Genomic DNA, 14,731 nt, shown 5'->3' with positions numbered 1-14,731 from the left:
TACTTGCTAACCTTAACGCGGACGCGTTGTCACCCCCTCGGGCGGCCCCGCGACCGGGGTTTCGGAGCTCGTAACGGTACGAGTCGACTGCGGCGTGTGCCGCCCCTCGCCCGCCCAGTCGTTCCAGCTTCCGGACACGCGGCGATAGTTGCCGAGCGGATCGTAGAGCGGACCGCCGTCGAGGCCGAGGTCATCGGCTTCGGCCTGGCCGAGCGCGTTCAGAAGCTGGAAGCCCGCGACATAAGCATCGCGGCGTGCGCTGACGGTCTGGACCTGTGCGTTGAGCAATTCCTGCTCGGCGTTGAGGACGTCGAGCACGGTGCGGGTGCCGACGCTGCGCTCGGCGCGGGCGCCTTCGAGCGCGAGCGTCGCGGCCTGGACGGCGACGTCGTTGGCCGAGATCGCGCGCTGCGTCGCCTGGTAGGCAGCGAAGGCCGACCGGGTGTTGGCGACGACGAGGCGCTCGGTGCCGATCACCTGCTCGAGGGTCTGGCCCTCGATCGCCTGCGCCTGCCGGATCCGCGCCGCGGGCAGGCCGCCCTGATAAAGCGGAATGCGGGTGTTGATGCCGATGCTGGTCTGCGTGCCGGAATTGGGTAGGCCGTTGGGGACGTTGGTCCGGTTTAGATAGTCGCCGCTCAGCGTGCCCGAGACGGTCGGCAGGCGGTCGGCGCGGACGGTGCGGACGTCGAGCCCGGCGGCCTCGGCCTGACGGACGATGGCGATGATGTCGGGGTTCTGCGCAATCGCGATCCGGACCGCCTCGTCGGCGCTGGCCGGGAGGGGCGGAAGCGGCGGCGGCGAGGCGAGCGCGCCCGGCGCACGGCCGATGATCCGGCGATAATTTTCCTCGCTCGCGGCAAGGCGCGACTGGGCGTTGGCGAGCTGCGCGCGCTGGAGGCTGAGGCGCGACTCGCTCTGCGCGACGTCGGTACGGGTGACGTCGCCGATCTGGAAGCGGTCGCGGGTCGCCTCGAGATTGGTCGAGAGAACGCGGATCTGGTTGTCGTTCAACTCGACGATCGCACGGTCGCGGATCACGTCCATGTAGGCCGAAACGGCGTCGGTGAAGACGTCACCCTCGACCGCGCGCAACGTCGCGCGCCCGGCCTCGACCCGGGTGCGGGCCGCGGCGATCGAATTCTTGACCCGGCCGCCCGAGAAAAGCGGGACGCTGAGGTCGACGCCGCCCGAGATAGTCGGCCCCTTCGACCCGCCGGTGTCGAGGATGCCCGAGCGGGTGAGATCGCGGTTGACCCCGACCACGCCGCTGACCGCGGGACGACCGGCGGAGCGCGCGATGGCGACGTTGGCATCGGTCGAACGGAGCGACTCACGCTGCGCGTTCAGGGTCGGATTGGTGCGATAGGTCGAGACCAGTGCGTCGCGCAGGGTGTCGGCCACGGCCGGGCTGGCGATCACCAGAGCGGCGGTGGCGCAGCAGGCGAGAAGGCGTGACAAGGCGGATTGCTCCAGTTCTAGAAAGTGAAGGCGTGGGGACGGGCGAAGCCGGGCAGCGGCGCCATGCTCGCGTCGGCGACCGACTTGAGCCCGAAGCCATGAACCGAACGTGTCCCGGTCATCAGCCGCGGAACGCCATTCTCGACGATGCAGGCGGCGATGCGGCCGCCAATGCGGAGTTGCTCGACCAGCGCATCCGGAAGTTGCTCGACCTGACCGTCGACGAGAATGATGTCGTAGGGGGCACCGTCGGGGGCGCCCTGTTCGAGCGGGCCGCTGACGACCTCGATGCCCTCGACCTCGCCGAGTCGTGCCGCCAGCGCCGCGTCGCTCTCGACCGCGGTGACGATCAGACCCATGTCGGCGAGCACTGCGGCGCTGTAGCCGGTGCCGGCCCCGATCACGAGCACGCGCTCGCCCTGGCGGCATTGGAGTTCGGTCAGCATCCGGCCGAGGCTGGCGGGCGGGCTCATGGAGCGGCCGCCGCCGATTGGCACGATGCGGTCGATATAGGCGCTCGCCGCCGCGCTTTCTGGCACGAAGCGCTCGCGCGGGACGACCGCCATCGCCGCCACGACCAGCGGGTCGGTCACGGCCTGCGGGCGCAGCTGGCTGTCGACCATCGCACGGCGTGCAGCGGAAAAGTCCATCATGTTCCTCTTGTCGATCGGCGCTGTCCTATCTCGATAAGACAGCAAAGTGCAATCGCCCATGTAGCGAGGCGCGTCACGGACGCCAAGCAAACTGACCGCCGTTCGTCGAGCGGATGGGGCCATGCAGTCGAGTGGCGCAGCCCCGGCACTTGGCAGCAGTGGGTGGCTCGGCTTTAGCTAGGACCCTCGCAAGTTGCCGTGATTCGGGCTGGAGTGGTTGTGATCTCTCGATTTTCCCGGGCGTTCGCCCTGTTGCTTGCCGCCGCTCCCCTGTCCATCGCCTCGGCCGACGTCCAGCAGCCCTCCGCCACTAGCAGCGCCTGGTTGCAGGGCGCCGGTCTCAAGGCCGACCCGCAGCTCCGGATCGGCACGCTGTCGAACGGCATGCGGTACGTCATCCGGGTCAACAAGACGCCGCCCAAGGAAGCCTCGCTCCGGCTGCGGATCGACAGCGGATCGCTGAACGAAGCGGACGACCAGCGCGGCCTCGCCCACTTCCTCGAGCACATGGTGCTGAACGGGACCGAGAACGTGCCCGAGGGCGACTTCGTGCGGCGGCTCGAGCGGCATGGGCTCAGGTTCGGGCCAGACACCAATGCCTCGACCGATTTCGGCCAGACCGTCTTCAAGCTCGACCTGCCCTCGACCGACAAGGCGACGCTCGACGAAGCCTTCTTCCTGCTGCGAGAGGTCGCGGGCCGGGCGAAACTCGACGCGGCCGCGGTCGACCGCGAGCGCGGGATCGTGCTGTCCGAGGAGCGGGCCCGGGCGAGCGCTGCTTATCGGCAGTCGATCGACCAGCTCGGCTGGCTCTATGCGGGCCAGCGGCTTCCGAGCCGGCTTCCGATCGGCACCACCGAAGTCATCAGCACCGCGCCGCGCCAGCGCCTGCTCGATTATTATCGCGCCTGGTATCGGCCCGAACGGGCGACGCTGGTGGTGGTCGGCGACGTCGATCCCGCCGACATCAAGGCGCGGCTCGAAGCGCAGTTCGGCGACTGGCGGGGCGTTGGCCCTGCGGGCAAGCCCGCCGACGAGGGGCAACCCCAAGCGCGGCCGAGCGCGGCGCGGCTGTTCGTCGACCCCGCGGTCGGCGCGAGCTTCAACGCGACCTGGATCCGCCCTGCCGACCGCTCGCCCGACAGCGTGGAGAAGCGGCGCCGCGACCTCGAGGAGCAGATCGCCGCCGCGGTGCTCAATCGCCGGCTCGAGAAGCTCGCCCAGCAGGATGGCAAGCCACCGTTCGTCGGCGCGCGCTCGGGGGTGAGCGACATCGAGCAGACCGCCGAGACGACCAGCATCGGCGCGCAGGCGCGGATCGGCGAGTGGCGCGGGTCGGTCGTCGCGGTCGAGCAGGAACAGCGCCGGCTGGTGCAATATGGAGTCACCCCGGACGAGCTCGAGCGCGAGCTGACAGGGGCCCGCGCGGCACTCGAGGCAAGCGTCGCGGCTGCTTCGACCCGGACGACCCCGGCGCTTGCCGAAAGCCTGGTCGCGGCGGTCAATCGTGACACGGTGGTGACCTCGCCCGAGGATCGCGTCGCCTTCTACCGGAGCATCGAACCGTCGCTGACTCCCGAGCGGATCCACGCCGCCGCGCGACGCATGTTCACCGGTTCGGGCCCCCTCCTCTACCTCAGCACGCCGCGGCCCGCCGCGACCGAGGCCCAACTGCTCGCGGCATGGCAGGAATCGACCAGGGTCGCGCTCAATCCGCCGACCGCGCAGGCCAAGGTCGCCTGGCCCTACGACAGCTTCGGCGCGCCGGGCCAAGTGGTCGAGAAGCGCGAGATCGCCGCGATCGGCACCACGCTCGTTCGCTTCGCCAACGGCGTCCGCCTGACGGTCCGGCCGAGCAGCAGCCGCAAGGAGCAGGTGCTGGTCAGCGTCCGCTTCGGCAATGGCCGGCTGGCGATGAGCCGCGACCGGACCAGCCCCGAATGGGCGCTGGCGCAGGGGCTGATCCTGGGCGGCACCGGCAAGCTCGACGCCGACAGCGTCAATCGCGCGCTGACCGGCAAGCTCGTCGGTGCGTCGCTCGGGATCGAGGACGAGCGGTTCGTGCTCGGCGGGGGCACCCGTCCAGCCGATTTCGCGACCGAGATGCAGCTCCTCGCCGCTTATCTCACCGACGCCGCATGGCGGCCGCTCGGCTGGGAGCGCGCGCGGGCGACTTCGGCCAGCATCCACGACCGGCTCGAAAGCACGCCGGGCGGGGTCCTCACCCGCGACCTCGGCTACATCCTGCGCAGCGGGGACAGGCGCTGGGCGCTGCCCGACCGGGTGGCGATGCGGACCAGCAGCATCGCGCAGGGCCGTGCGCTGCTCGAGCCGGCGCTCAAGGACGGGACCATCGAGGTGATCGTGGTCGGCGATATCGGGGTCGACCAGGCGATTGCCGAGACGGCCAGAACCTTCGGTGCGCTCGCACCCCGTGCGGCTGCTGCCGCCGAGGCTGGACCGATGCGCTTCCCCGCGCCGCCGGCCGAGCCGATCACGCTCTTTCACAAGGGCCGCGAGGATCAGGCGATGGGGTTCATGGCGTGGCCGACGACCGGTTATTCGCAGGCGACCCGCCGCGAGGCGCGGCTCCTTACGCTTCTTGGCGCGGTCTTCCAGCTGCGGATCACCGACCAGCTGCGCGAAAAGGAAGGCGTCAGCTATTCGCCGAGCGCGGGGCATGCGGCCTCGGCGACTTGGGCGAACTACGGCTATCTCGCCGCGCAGATCGAAGCGCCACCGGCCAAGCTCGACAGCTTCTTCACCGAAGCGCAGGCCATCGCCGCCGACCTTGCAGCCAAGCCAATTGACGCGGACGAGCTCAACCGCGCGCGCCTTCCCTTGCTGTCCGCGAGCACCCGCGCCCGCGACGGGAACAGCTTCTGGCTGAACGCGCTCGAGGAAGTCGGCACCAAGCCGTTCGTGGTCGAGAGCATCACCAGCCAGCTGGTGGACTATCAGGCGGTAACGCCCGCGATGCTCCAGGATGCGGCGAAGCGCTATCTCAGGGCCGGGGCAGCACTGCGGATCAAGGTCGTGAAGGGCGGCTCCGCTCCGCGCCTGCTGACCGTGCCGGCCATTAAGGGACCCAAGCCGGTGACCGACAAAGATTGACAGTGCGGCGGCGGGCGGCTTTAGGCAGCCCACCACGCCGAGGCCCGATGGCGGAGTGGTGACGCAGAGGACTGCAAATCCTTGCACGCCGGTTCGATTCCGGCTCGGGCCTCCATTTTCCCGGCTTTCTTACTGGCGAACGGCGTAACGGAAGTTTTACGCTTCGCCCGCGTGGCTCACATGGCTTTGTAACGGCCACCCCGCCCACATGACCGTCCGTCCGGCACCTCTTCGCCGGCGGAGAATGTCATCTTGGCTCAGTATAGTCTTTTGCTGGTCGGCGCGCTGCTTGCCTCGGCCTTTCCCCTGCGCGCCGCAGCCCAGGAAACGCCCCGCGCACCGGCCCTGACCGCAACCGGCGGCGTCACCCTCGCCTCGCAATATCGCTTCCGCGGCATCGGCCTGTCGGACGAGAAGCCGGCGCTTCAAGGGACGATCAACCTCAACCACGAGAGCGGCGCCTATGTCGGCGCGTGGGCGTCGAGCCTCGACGGCTTCGGCGAGCTTGGCGGGTCGAACCTCGAGCTCGACCTCTACGGGGGCTACCGCACCGAACTCGCCAAGGGCGTCACCGCGGACGCGGGCCTGCTCTATTATGCCTATCCGGGAAGCCGCGGCGGCAAGTTCGAATTCTTCGAGCCCTATGCCAATGTCAGCGGCAAGCTCGGCCCCGTGACCGCCAAGGTCGGCGCCGCCTTCGCGCCGGCACAGTCGGCGATCGGCGGGAACAGCAACCTTTATCTCTTCAACGACAACAGCCTGCCCATCGCCGGAACGCCGATTGCCCTCGCCAGCCACGTCGGCTGGTCCAAGGGGCGGACCACACTGACTCCGGGCGGCGACTATCTCGACTGGTCGCTCGGCGCGCAGGCGACGTGGCGCAACCTCACCGCGGGCGTTTCCTATGTCGACACCGACATCGGCCGCCGCGACGCGCTTGCCGCCGGAGCGACCAAGGAAATCGTCGATGGCGCGGTCGTCCTGTCGCTCGGCGCGAGCTTCTGATGGGCCCGGTCAACTGGTGCGCCGCAGCCTTCGTCGCGGCGCTGCTGCTGCCGGTGGGAACCGGCCTCCTCCAGATCCTTCGGGAGCATCGCGCATGACGCTCGAACTGTGGCTCGGCGGCCTGACCGCGCTTGGCCTCCTTCTCTACCTCGCTGCCGCGCTGCTGCGGCCTGAGCGCTTCTAGGACCCCATTCCCATGGCCAATACGACGCCCGAGGGCTGGCTCCTCATCGCCCTCTTCATCGCCGCGACCTTCGGCATGGCCCGACTACTCGGGCCGTGGCTGTTCGCGCTTTACGAGGGCCGCGCGCCACGTGCCCTCGCCTGGCTCGCGCCGGCCGAGCGGCTGATCACCGGTGCCGCCGGTCGCGCAACTCGAGAGGAGCAGGGCTGGAAAGCCTACGCCGTCCATCTCCTCGTCTTCAACGCTGCCGGCATCCTTCTCCTGCTCCTGATCCAGCTGCTGCAGGCAGGATTCCTGCTCAATCCGCAGGAGTTCGGCGCGGTGCCGTTCGGAATCGCGCTCAACACCGCGGTCAGCTTCGTCACCAACACCAACTGGCAGAGCTATGCCGGCGAGACGACGATGAGCAACGGCACGCAGATGCTGGGGCTGACCGTGCAGAACTTCCTGTCGGCCGCGACCGGGATCGCCGTGGCCTTCGCGATCATCCGCGGCTTCGCGCGGCGCGAAACCAAGACGCTCGGCAATTTCTGGGCCGACCTGGTGCGCATCACCCTCTATCTACTTGTCCCGCTGTGCGTCGCGTATGCGCTGGCGCTGGTGCTGCTCGGCGTGCCGCAGACTTTCGCGGGCTCGGCCGTCGCCACCACGCTCGAGGGCGCCCGCCAGACGATCGCGCTCGGTCCGGTGGCCAGCCAGGAAGCGATCAAGATGCTCGGCACCAACGGTGGCGGCTTCTTCAACGCCAATAGCGCGCATCCGCTCGAGAACCCGAATGCGCTGACCAATCTCCTGCAGATGCTCAGCATCTTCGCGATCGGTGCGGGGCTGACCTGGTGCTTCGGCAAGGCGGTCGGCAACACCCGCCAGGGCTGGGCCGTGCTGGCGGCGATGATGCTGCTGTTCGCCGCGCTGACCAGCGCGACCTACATCGCCGAGGCGTCGGGCAACCCGATCCACCAAGCCGCGGGAGTCGTCGCCTCGGCCGGGAACATGGAGGGGAAGGAGGTCCGCTTCGGGATCGCCGCCTCGGCGCTGTTCGCGAGCGTCACCACTTCGGCGAGCTGCGGCGCGGTCAATGCGATGCACGACAGCTTCACCGCGCTCGGCGGCATGATCCCGCTGTTCAACATGCACCTTGGCGAGGTCATCGTCGGCGGCGTCGGCGCAGGCCTCTACGGCATGCTGCTCTACGTCATTCTCGGCATCTTCATCGCGGGGCTGATGGTCGGTCGCACGCCCGAATATGTCGGCAAGAAGATCGAGGCCCGCGAGGTCAAGCTGGCGGTCATCGCGATCGCTATCCTGCCGCTCTTCATTCTCGGCCTCACCGCAAGCGCGCTGGTCCTTCCGGAGGGGCTCGCCGGGCTCCAGGAGAGCGGTCCGCACGGCCTGACCGAGGCGCTCTATGCCTACACTTCGGCGGTCGCGAACAACGGCTCGGCCTTCGGCGGCCTCACCGCAACCAACGACTGGTGGGCCTACACCCTGGCGCTTGCCATGGCCGTCGGCCGCTTCGCGGTGATCGTGCCCGTGCTCGCCATCGCAGGGAGCCTCGCCGCCAAGAGAGTGACCTCCGAAGGCGCCGGCAGCTTCCCGACCACCGGCCCGCTGTGGGTCGGTCTGCTCGCCGGCCTGATCATCATCCTTGGCGGTCTCACCTTCCTGCCGAGCCTCGCGCTTGGTCCCATTGCCGATCATCTCGCGATGATCTCCGGCCAGACTTTCTGAAAGGAGCGGCGGACATGACCCGTCACGACCGTCCCACCACGTCCATCTTTTCCACCGAGCTGGTGGCGCCCGCCATCGGCGAAGCATTCCGCAAGCTCGATCCGCGGCAGCTCGTCCGCAACCCGGTCATGTTCACCACCGGGGTGGTCGCGCTGCTGCTGACTGGCCTCCTCGTCACCGGGCACGGCGCCGGCAGCCTCGCCTTCCAGGTCCAGCTGGTGGTCTGGCTGTGGCTCACCGTCCTGTTCGGCAATTTCGCCGAGGCGCTGGCCGAGGGGCGCGGCAAGGCGCAGGCCGCCTCGCTCCGCGATACCAAGTCGCAGCTCTGGGCCAAACGAATGCTCGGGGTCGGCGAGACTGTCGAGAAAGTGCCGGCGAACCAGCTCGCGGTCGACGAGATCGTGCTGGTCGAGACTGGCGACCTCATCCCGGCCGACGGCGAGGTGGTCGCGGGCGTCGCCTCGGTCAACGAGGCCGCCATCACCGGCGAAAGCGCTCCCGTCATCCGCGAGGCCGGCGGCGACCGGTCGGCGGTGACCGCGGGGACTCGGGTCATCTCGGACTGGATCAAGGTCAAGGTGACGCAGGAGCCCGGCCAGGGTTTTCTCGACCGGATGATCGCGCTGGTCGAAGGCGCCTCGCGGCAGAAGACACCGAACGAGATCGCGCTGACGATCCTGCTCGTCGGGCTGACGATCATCTTCCTGATCGCCGTGTCCACCGTGCCCGGCTTCGCGGCCTATTCGGGCGGGCAGATCGGCGTGCCCCTGCTCGCTGCCTTGCTGATCACCCTCATCCCCACGACCATCGCCGCGCTGCTCTCGGCGATCGGGATCGCGGGGATGGATCGCCTCGTCCGGTTCAACGTACTCGCCAAGTCGGGCCGCGCGGTGGAGGCGGCGGGCGACGTCGACGTGCTGCTCCTCGACAAGACCGGCACCATCACCATCGGCGACCGTCATGCGACCGAATTCCGGCCGCTGGGCGGGGTCGGTGACCACCAGCTTGCCGAAGCCGCCTATCTCGCCAGCCTCGCCGACGAGACCCCCGAGGGTCGCTCGGTCGTCGTGCTCGCCCGCGAGAATTATGGCGTCGCCGATCAGGTTCTGCCCGACACCGCCGAAATCATCGCCTTCACCGCCCAGACCCGCCTCAGCGGCGTGCGGCTTGGCGACCGGCTGATCCAGAAGGGCGCGGTCGACAGTCTCCTCAAGGCCTGTGGCGGCAGCAACGGCCCGCAGGCCGCCGAGCTCAAGCGTATCACCGACGAAATCGCCCGCGCGGGCGGCACGCCGCTTGCCGTCGCGGAGAATGGTCGCCTGCTCGGCGCGCTGCATCTCAAGGACATCATCAAGGCGGGCATGCGTGAGCGTTTCGCGGAGCTTCGCCGGATGGGCATTCGCACGGTCATGATCACCGGCGACAATCCACTCACCGCCGCCTCCATCGCCGCTGAAGCCGGGGTCGACGACTTTCTCGCCGAGGCGACCCCGGAGGACAAGCTTGCGCTGATCCGCAAGGAGCAACAGGGCGGCCGCCTCGTCGCCATGTGCGGCGACGGCACCAACGACGCCCCTGCCCTTGCCCAGTCGGACGTCGGGATCGCGATGAATACCGGCACCCAGGCCGCGCGCGAGGCGGGCAACATGGTCGACCTCGACAGCGACCCGACCAAGCTGATCGAGGTGGTCGGCCTCGGCAAGCAATTGCTGATGACGCGGGGAGCGCTGACGACCTTCTCGGTCGCCAACGACGTGGCGAAGTATTTCGCGATCATCCCGGCGATCTTCGTGGCGCTTTATCCGACGCTCGGCGTGCTCAACGTCATGCGCCTGGGGTCGAGCGAAAGCGCGATTTTGAGCGCGATCATCTTCAACGCGCTGATCATCCCGCTGCTCGTGCCGCTGGCACTGAAGGGCGTCCGCTACCGCGCCGCGCCGGCCGGCGACATCCTGCGCCGCAACCTCGCCGTCTACGGCCTCGGCGGTCTCGTCGCGCCGTTCATCGGCATCAAGCTCATCGACCTGGCCATCACCGGCCTGCACCTCGCCTGAGGATTTGAACCATGCTCACCGACATCCGCACTGCCCTTCGCCCGGCCCTGGTCCTGCTCCTTGGCCTGACCTTGCTCACCGGGCTCGTCTATCCGCTCGCGATCACCGGCGCGGCCCAGTTGATCGCGCCTTCGCAGGCCAATGGCAGCCTCGTCCGCGACGGGGATCGCGTCATCGGGTCGGCACTGGTCGGCCAGTCCTTTGCCAGCCCGCGCTACTTCCATGGCCGGCCATCGGCCGCCGGCGCGGGCTATGATGCAAGCGCTTCCTCGGGTTCGAACCTTGGCCCGACCTCGAAGACGCTTGAGACCAGTATCGCCGAGCGGGTCGCCGCGACACGCAAGGACGGCGCGAGCGGGCCGGTCCCGGCGGACCTCGTCACGGCCAGCGGATCGGGCCTCGATCCCGACCTCTCGCCCGCCGCCGCGCTGGTCCAGGTCCGCCGCGTCGCCGAAACGCGTGGCCTCGCCGAAGCGCGGGTCCGGGCGCTCGTCGAGGCCGAGGTCCGCTCGCCGCTGCTCGGGTTTCTCGGCGAGCCGCGCGTCAACGTTCTGTCGCTCAATCGACAACTCGACCGGCTCGGGGCAGACACCGCACGGTGACCGCCAGCGAGCCCGCCCGCCCCTCTCCTGACGCCCTGCTTCAGCAGGCGCGGCGGGAGGGGCGCGGCCGCCTCAAGGTCTATCTCGGGGCCTCGCCCGGGGTGGGCAAGACCTACGAGATGCTGTCCGACGCCGCCGGCCTCCGCCGTGCCGGCGTCGACGTCGTGATCGGCGTCGTCGAGACCCACGGCCGGGCCGAGACCGCCGCGCTCACCGACGGTTTCGAAATCGTGCCCCGCCGTTCGATCGACTATCAGGGCCGCACCCTCGTCGAGATGGACGTCGACGCGATCCTCGAGCGGCGCCCCGGGATCGTGCTGGTCGACGAACTCGCCCACAGCAACGCTCCCGGCAGCCGCCATCCCAAGCGCTACCAGGACGTCGAGGAATTGCTGGCCGCGGGGATCGAGGTCCACTCGACCGTCAACATCCAGCACATCGAGAGCCTCAACGACGTCGTCGCCTCCTTTACCCGGGTCCGGGTGCGCGAGACGGTGCCGGACAGCATGCTCGAGCAGGCCGAGCTGGAAGTCGTCGACCTTCCGCCCGACGAGCTCATCCAGCGGTTGCGGGACGGCAAGGTCTACGTTCCCGACGAAGCCTCACGCGCGCTCGGGCATTTCTTCTCGCGCTCGAACCTGTCGGCGCTGCGCGAACTCGCGCTTCGCCAGGCCGCCCAGCGGATCGATCGCGACATCCTGACCGACGTGGCGGCCGCCGGGCTGGCGGGAAGCTGGGCGGCAGGCGAGCGCGTGCTCGTCGCGGTGAGCGAATTGCCCGGGGCCGAGAGCCTCGTCCGCGCCGCCAAGCGCCTCGCCGAAGCGCTGCACGCGCCGTGGACCGCGCTTCATGTCGAGACCCCGCGCGCGGCCAGCTTCGGCGCCGCCGAGCGCGAGCGGCTCGCCGCCACGCTCCAGCTCGCCTCGCGGCTCGGCGCCGAAGTGGTGTCGATCCCCGCGCAGAACGTGATCGAGGGGGTCCAGCGTCATGCCGCGGAGGCGCGCACCACCCAGATCGTGGTCGGCAAGAGCGCGCGCTCGCGCTGGTTCGAGCTCCGCCACGGTTCGGTCGTCGACCGGCTGGTGCGCGAAACCCCCGACATCGCCGTCCACGTCCTTCCAATGGAGGGCGCCGCAGCCCGTCGCACCGCCGCGCCGACGCGGTCGGACTGGGGCAGTGCACGAGGCTATCTCGCTTCTTTCGCGCTTGTCGCCCTCGTCACCGCCATCGGGCGGCTGATCAGCTTCGCGGGCGAGCTCAGCAATCTCGCTTTGCTCTTCCTCGTGCCGGTGATGTTCGCCGCCACCCGCCACGGCCTTCGAAGCGGGGTCGTGACCGGGCTGGTGAGCGGTCTTGCCTATAATTTCTTCTTCCTGCCGCCGCTCTACACCTTCACCATCCAGGATCCCGAAAACGTCATTACCTTCGTGGCCTTGGTGACGGTGGCGATCATCGTCAGCCAGCTTGCCGCACGGGTTAGCGCGCAGGCCACCATCGCGCAGCGCAGCGCCGCGCAGAACAGCGCGCTCGCCGGCTTCGCGCGGCACCTCACCAGCGTTACCGATCGCGCTGACCTCGGCCGGGCGCTGGTCCGCGAAAGCGCTCGCCTGCTCGGGCTCGACACCCTGTTTATCGAGCGCCGCGACGGTGCAATGCAGGTGACCGCCGGCGAGCCCGAAATCCGGGTCCTCGCGCCGATCGACCAAGCCGCTGCCGAATGGGCGCTCGATCATGATGAGCCCGCGGGCAGCGGGACCGGCACCCTCACCTCGTCCGACTGGCGCTTCCACCCCATCGGCAGCGGCGGCGCGTCGGTCGCGGTGCTCGGGCTCAGCCGTCCTCAAGGTGGCGACATCCTGCGCTCCGACCAGCACCAGTTGCTCGTCAGCCTTCTCGACCAGGCGGCGCTGGCCCTGCAGCGCGTGACCCTCGAAGAGGAGATGGCGGCCGTCTCGCAGCTGCAGGAGCGCGACCGCCTGCGCGGCGCCCTCCTATCCTCGCTTAGCCATGACCTGCGAACTCCGCTGACGACGATCCTCGCGGCAGTCGGCGAGCTCAAGCGGCTTAAGGAACAGCAGCCCGAGGCCGCACTGATCGAGCAAGAAGCCCGCCGCCTCGATCGCTTTGTCGGCAATCTCCTGGAAATGGTCAGGGTCGAGAGCGGGGCACTCGACCTCAGGATCACCGCCATCGACCTCACCGATGCGGTCGCCAGCGCCGCTGCCGACCTCCGGACCTCCCTCGCGGCGCACCCCTTCCGGCTGCAGGTTCCGCCCGACCTCGTCCTCGTCCGGGCTGACGAGCGACTGCTGCATCAGTGCCTTGTCAATCTCCTGGAGAATGCCGCCAAGTTCAGCCCGGACGGGACGCCGATCACCGTTCGCGGCGAGCGCGGGCCCGACGGGGTTCGCTTGCAGGTCCTCGACGAGGGACCGGGCCTTCCGCCAGGCGCCGAGGAACGCGCGTTCGAGACCTTCACCCGGCTCGAGGGCACCGACCGCGTCGGCGGCACCGGCTTGGGTCTCGCGATCGTTCGCGGCTTCGCGTCGGCCATGGGGCTGACCGCCACCGCCGCCAATCGCAGCGACGGCCACGGCGCGGTCTTCACGCTCAGCTTTCCGGAGCGCCTGCTGGTGAAGGGTGACGTCGAATGAACGCCCGCATCCTCGTGGTCGACGATGAAGCCTCGATCCGCCGGCTCCTGCGCGGCGCGCTGCAACGCGACGGGCACGCGGCGATCGAGGCGGGCGACGCGCGGGCGGCGCTCAGCGCCGCCGACGTCGACAAGCCCGATCTCGTGCTGCTCGACCTCGGCCTGCCCGATCGCGACGGACTCGAATTGATCCCCCTCCTGCGCGGCCGCAACATCCCGGTCCTCGTCATCAGCGCCCGAGAGAGCACCGACGAAAAGGTCGCCGCGCTCGACCTCGGGGCCGACGATTATGTGACAAAGCCGTTCGACACCGACGAAGTCCTCGCCCGGGTTCGCTCGGCGCTGCGCCGCGCTCAGCCGAACGGGGTCGAAACGCCGCGAATCGTCGCCGGCGACCTCGTCATCGACCTTGCCGCCCGGCAGGTGGTCCGCGCCGGTGAGGACATCCACCTCCGACCCAAGGAATATGCACTGCTTGCCGAACTGGCGCGGCAGCCGGGAAAGGTGGTGACCCACAGTCATCTCCTTCGCACCATCTGGGGTCCGGCACACGAGCGTGACCTCGAATATCTGCGCGTTGCGGCGCGCGGCCTGCGGCTCAAGCTCGAACCCGATCCGGCCCAGCCGCGCCTCATCATCAACGAACCCGCCGTCGGCTATCGGCTGAAGATCTGATTCGGTCGCCCGGAGACTTTGCGGCAACCAGCCGGTAAGCGCGGCGCATGGCCCGGTTGCTCCTGTTCAACAAACCCTATGGCGTGCTCTCGCAATTCACCGACAAGGGCTCGCCGACGGCGCGCGCGACGCTCTCGGACCACATCGCGGTAAAGGGGGTCTATCCGGCCGGGCGGCTCGATCGGGACAGCGAGGGCCTCCTCCTGCTGTGCGACGACGGAAAGTTGCAGGCGCGGATCGCCGATCCACGGTTCAAATTGCCGAAGACCTATCTGGTGCAGGTAGAGGGCGATCCGCAGACGCCGGCGCTCGACCGACTGCGCGAGGGAGTCTTGCTCAATGACGGTCTGACCCTTCCGGCCGAGGTCGAGCGGATCGACGAGCCGTCGCTGTGGCCGCGTGATCCTCCGATCCGGGTCCGGCAGAGCGTCCCCGACAGCTGGTTGCGGCTCACCATATGTGAGGGGCGGAACCGGCAGGTGCGGCGGATGACGGCGGCGGTGGGCTTGCCGACGCTCCGGCTGGTCCGCTGGTCGGTCGGCGACTGGACCGTTTCCGGGATCGCGCCGGGCGCCTTCAGGCAAATCTCCGTCTAGGTA

11 protein-coding genes and 1 tRNA gene are annotated in these 14,731 nt (G+C 69.1%); 10 read left to right on the top strand and 2 right to left on the bottom strand.

Annotation, left to right across the window (positions count from 1 at the left end; genetic code table 11):
- Nucleotides 1-12 precede the first annotated feature (12 nt).
- Both ABD693_RS09050 and ABD693_RS09045 read right to left on the bottom strand, forming a co-directional pair.
- Nucleotides 13-1,461 carry a TolC family outer membrane protein gene (locus ABD693_RS09050; RefSeq protein WP_344696736.1) on the bottom strand — a complete coding sequence of 483 codons (1,449 nt, stop codon included), beginning with the start codon at nt 1,459-1,461 and terminating at the stop codon, nt 13-15.
- Nucleotides 1,462-1,478: 17 nt separating this feature from the next.
- The gene (locus tag ABD693_RS09045) at nt 1,479-2,114 is read right to left on the bottom strand and encodes a protein-L-isoaspartate O-methyltransferase family protein (protein WP_344696735.1); all 636 of its coding nucleotides are present in this window, start codon (nt 2,112-2,114) and stop codon (nt 1,479-1,481) included.
- A 252-nt stretch (nt 2,115-2,366) separates the two neighbouring features.
- On the opposite strand from ABD693_RS09045, the gene ABD693_RS09040 reads away from it, so the two are divergent.
- From ABD693_RS09040 to ABD693_RS08995, 10 genes are all read left to right on the top strand, one after another.
- Nucleotides 2,367-5,228: a M16 family metallopeptidase gene (locus tag ABD693_RS09040; protein WP_344696734.1), complete on the top strand. Its 2,862-nt coding sequence runs from the start codon at nt 2,367-2,369 to the stop codon at nt 5,226-5,228.
- A gap of 41 nt (nt 5,229-5,269) precedes the next feature.
- Nucleotides 5,270-5,343, top strand: a tRNA-Cys gene (locus ABD693_RS09035).
- Between the two features lie 137 nt (nt 5,344-5,480).
- Nucleotides 5,481-6,233, top strand: a complete 753-nt coding sequence (locus ABD693_RS09030) for a TorF family putative porin (protein WP_344696733.1) — start codon at nt 5,481-5,483, stop codon at nt 6,231-6,233.
- 94 nt (nt 6,234-6,327) lie between these two features.
- The gene (kdpF, locus tag ABD693_RS09025) at nt 6,328-6,417 is read left to right on the top strand and encodes a K(+)-transporting ATPase subunit F (RefSeq protein WP_344696732.1); all 90 of its coding nucleotides are present in this window, start codon (nt 6,328-6,330) and stop codon (nt 6,415-6,417) included.
- Nucleotides 6,418-6,429: 12 nt separating this feature from the next.
- Entirely contained in the window at nt 6,430-8,148 is a 1,719-nt protein-coding gene (gene kdpA, locus ABD693_RS09020) for a potassium-transporting ATPase subunit KdpA (RefSeq protein ID WP_344696731.1), read from the top strand.
- Between the two features lie 14 nt (nt 8,149-8,162).
- On the top strand, nt 8,163-10,202 hold the full coding sequence (gene kdpB, locus ABD693_RS09015; RefSeq protein WP_344696730.1) for a potassium-transporting ATPase subunit KdpB: 2,040 nt from the start codon (nt 8,163-8,165) through the stop codon (nt 10,200-10,202).
- A gap of 11 nt (nt 10,203-10,213) precedes the next feature.
- Complete coding sequence (gene kdpC, locus ABD693_RS09010) at nt 10,214-10,804, top strand: potassium-transporting ATPase subunit KdpC (RefSeq protein ID WP_344696729.1); 591 nt, start codon at nt 10,214-10,216, stop codon at nt 10,802-10,804.
- Nucleotides 10,801-13,458 (top strand): DUF4118 domain-containing protein, encoded by a 2,658-nt coding sequence (locus ABD693_RS09005; RefSeq protein WP_344696728.1) that lies wholly within the window; start codon nt 10,801-10,803, stop codon nt 13,456-13,458. The genes kdpC and ABD693_RS09005 overlap by 4 nt, the downstream gene beginning before the upstream one ends.
- Nucleotides 13,455-14,132, top strand: a complete 678-nt coding sequence (locus tag ABD693_RS09000; RefSeq protein ID WP_344696727.1) for a response regulator — start codon at nt 13,455-13,457, stop codon at nt 14,130-14,132. The genes ABD693_RS09005 and ABD693_RS09000 overlap by 4 nt, the downstream gene beginning before the upstream one ends.
- A gap of 47 nt (nt 14,133-14,179) precedes the next feature.
- Nucleotides 14,180-14,728, top strand: coding sequence for a pseudouridine synthase (locus ABD693_RS08995; RefSeq protein WP_344696726.1), 549 nt, complete (start codon nt 14,180-14,182; stop codon nt 14,726-14,728).
- The last annotated feature ends 3 nt before the right edge of the window (nt 14,729-14,731 follow it).

Origin of the sequence: Sphingomonas rosea (assembly GCF_039538065.1) — a bacterium.
GTDB classification, from domain to species: domain Bacteria; phylum Pseudomonadota; class Alphaproteobacteria; order Sphingomonadales; family Sphingomonadaceae; genus Sphingomicrobium; species Sphingomicrobium rosea.
This window is presented reverse-complemented; position numbering and strand designations above follow the sequence as displayed.

What these genes read in the sequence shown, in the direction of transcription:
- ABD693_RS09045 (WP_344696735.1), bottom strand. Translation starts at nt 2,114, where the DNA reads ATGATGGACTTTTCCGCTGCACGCCGTGCGATGGTCGACAGCCAGCTG.
- kdpF (WP_344696732.1), top strand. Translation starts at nt 6,328, where the DNA reads ATGACGCTCGAACTGTGGCTCGGCGGCCTGACCGCGCTTGGCCTCCTT.
- kdpA (WP_344696731.1), top strand. Translation starts at nt 6,430, where the DNA reads ATGGCCAATACGACGCCCGAGGGCTGGCTCCTCATCGCCCTCTTCATC.
- kdpB (WP_344696730.1), top strand. Translation starts at nt 8,163, where the DNA reads ATGACCCGTCACGACCGTCCCACCACGTCCATCTTTTCCACCGAGCTG.
- kdpC (WP_344696729.1), top strand. Translation starts at nt 10,214, where the DNA reads ATGCTCACCGACATCCGCACTGCCCTTCGCCCGGCCCTGGTCCTGCTC.
- ABD693_RS09000 (WP_344696727.1), top strand. Translation starts at nt 13,455, where the DNA reads ATGAACGCCCGCATCCTCGTGGTCGACGATGAAGCCTCGATCCGCCGG.
- ABD693_RS08995 (WP_344696726.1), top strand. Translation starts at nt 14,180, where the DNA reads ATGGCCCGGTTGCTCCTGTTCAACAAACCCTATGGCGTGCTCTCGCAA.